General features: G+C 51.5%; 1 rRNA gene. It reads left to right on the forward strand.

From position 1 onward, the window contains the following. Positions 1 to 56: 56 nt before the first annotated feature. Positions 57 to 2,951 (forward strand): 23S ribosomal RNA (locus tag Q9B79_RS26660); the annotation flags it as partial.

Here is a 2,951-nt window from a genome sequence, read left to right on the forward strand (position 1 = left end):
GTATGTTCTTTGAAAACTAGATAACAGTGTAGCTCATATTTTTTAATTTTTAGTTTGGTTAAGTTAGAAAGGGCGCACGGTGGATGCCTTGACACTAGGAGTCGATGAAGGACGGGACTAACGCCGATATGCTTCGGGGAGCTGTAAGTAAGCTTTGATCCGAAGATTTCCGAATGGGGAAACCCACCATACGTAATGGTATGGTATCCTTATCTGAATACATAGGGTAAGGAAGACAGACCCAGGGAACTGAAACATCTAAGTACCTGGAGGAAGAGAAAGCAAATGCGATTTCCTGAGTAGCGGCGAGCGAAACGGAACATAGCCCAAACCAAGAGGCTTGCCTCTTGGGGTTGTAGGACATTCTATACGGAGTTACAAAGGAACGAGGTAGACGAAGCGACCTGGAAAGGTCCGTCGTAGAGGGTAACAACCCCGTAGTCGAAACTTCGTTCTCTCTTGAATGTATCCTGAGTACGGCGGAACACGTGAAATTCCGTCGGAATCTGGGAGGACCATCTCCCAAGGCTAAATACTCCCTAGTGATCGATAGTGAACCAGTACCGTGAGGGAAAGGTGAAAAGCACCCCGGAAGGGGAGTGAAAGAGATCCTGAAACCGTGTGCCTACAAATAGTCAGAGCCCGTTAACGGGTGATGGCGTGCCTTTTGTAGAATGAACCGGCGAGTTACGATCCCGTGCGAGGTTAAGCTGAAGAGGCGGAGCCGCAGCGAAAGCGAGTCTGAATAGGGCGTTTAGTACGTGGTCGTAGACCCGAAACCAGGTGATCTACCCATGTCCAGGGTGAAGTTCAGGTAACACTGAATGGAGGCCCGAACCCACGCACGTTGAAAAGTGCGGGGATGAGGTGTGGGTAGCGGAGAAATTCCAATCGAACCTGGAGATAGCTGGTTCTCCCCGAAATAGCTTTAGGGCTAGCCTTAAGTGTAAGAGTCTTGGAGGTAGAGCACTGATTGGACTAGGGGTCCTCATCGGATTACCGAATTCAGTCAAACTCCGAATGCCAATGACTTATCCTTAGGAGTCAGACTGCGAGTGATAAGATCCGTAGTCAAAAGGGAAACAGCCCAGACCGCCAGCTAAGGTCCCAAAGTGTGTATTAAGTGGAAAAGGATGTGGAGTTGCTTAGACAACTAGGATGTTGGCTTAGAAGCAGCCACCATTTAAAGAGTGCGTAATAGCTCACTAGTCGAGTGACTCTGCGCCGAAAATGTACCGGGGCTAAATACACCACCGAAGCTGCGGATTGATACCAATGGTATCAGTGGTAGGGGAGCGTTCTAAGGACAGTGAAGTCAGACCGTAAGGACTGGTGGAGTGCTTAGAAGTGAGAATGCCGGTATGAGTAGCGAAAGACGGGTGAGAATCCCGTCCACCGAATGCCTAAGGTTTCCTGAGGAAGGCTCGTCCGCTCAGGGTTAGTCAGGACCTAAGCCGAGGCCGACAGGCGTAGGCGATGGACAACAGGTTGATATTCCTGTACCACCTCTTTATCGTTTGAGCAATGGAGGGACGCAGAAGGATAGAAGAAGCGTGCGATTGGTTGTGCACGTCCAAGCAGTTAGGCTGATAAGTAGGCAAATCCGCTTATCGTGAAGGCTGAGCTGTGATGGGGAAGCTCCTTATGGAGCGAAGTCTTTGATTCCCCGCTGCCAAGAAAAGCTTCTAGCGAGATAAAAGGTGCCTGTACCGCAAACCGACACAGGTAGGCGAGGAGAGAATCCTAAGGTGTGCGAGAGAACTCTGGTTAAGGAACTCGGCAAAATGACCCCGTAACTTCGGGAGAAGGGGTGCTTTCTTAACGGAAAGCCGCAGTGAATAGGCCCAAGCGACTGTTTAGCAAAAACACAGCTCTCTGCGAAGCCGTAAGGCGAAGTATAGGGGGTGACACCTGCCCGGTGCTGGAAGGTTAAGGAGAGGGGTTAGCGTAAGCGAAGCTCTGAACTGAAGCCCCAGTAAACGGCGGCCGTAACTATAACGGTCCTAAGGTAGCGAAATTCCTTGTCGGGTAAGTTCCGACCCGCACGAAAGGTGTAACGATTTGGGCACTGTCTCAACCAGAGACTCGGTGAAATTATAGTACCTGTGAAGATGCAGGTTACCCGCGACAGGACGGAAAGACCCCGTGGAGCTTTACTGTAGCCTGATATTGAATTTTGGTACAGTTTGTACAGGATAGGCGGGAGCCTTTGAAACCGGAGCGCTAGCTTCGGTGGAGGCGCTGGTGGGATACCGCCCTGACTGTATTGAAATTCTAACCTACGGGTCTTATCGACCCGGGAGACAGTGTCAGGTGGGCAGTTTGACTGGGGCGGTCGCCTCCTAAAGTGTAACGGAGGCGCCCAAAGGTTCCCTCAGAATGGTTGGAAATCATTCGTAGAGTGCAAAGGCATAAGGGAGCTTGACTGCGAGACCTACAAGTCGAGCAGGGACGAAAGTCGGGCTTAGTGATCCGGTGGTTCCGCATGGAAGGGCCATCGCTCAACGGATAAAAGCTACCCCGGGGATAACAGGCTTATCTCCCCCAAGAGTCCACATCGACGGGGAGGTTTGGCACCTCGATGTCGGCTCATCGCATCCTGGGGCTGTAGTCGGTCCCAAGGGTTGGGCTGTTCGCCCATTAAAGCGGTACGCGAGCTGGGTTCAGAACGTCGTGAGACAGTTCGGTCCCTATCCGTCGTGGGCGTAGGAAATTTGAGAGGAGCTGTCCTTAGTACGAGAGGACCGGGATGGACGCACCGCTGGTGTACCAGTTGTTCTGCCAAGGGCATAGCTGGGTAGCTATGTGCGGAAGGGATAAGTGCTGAAAGCATCTAAGCATGAAGCCCCCCTCAAGATGAGATTTCCCATAGCGTAAGCTAGTAAGATCCCTGAAAGATGATCAGGTTGATAGGTTCGAGGTGGAAGCATGGTGACATGTGGAGCTGACGA

Source organism: Bacillus sp. MHSD_36 (assembly GCF_030757775.1).
Lineage (GTDB): Bacteria > Bacillota > Bacilli > Bacillales > Bacillaceae_G > Bacillus_A.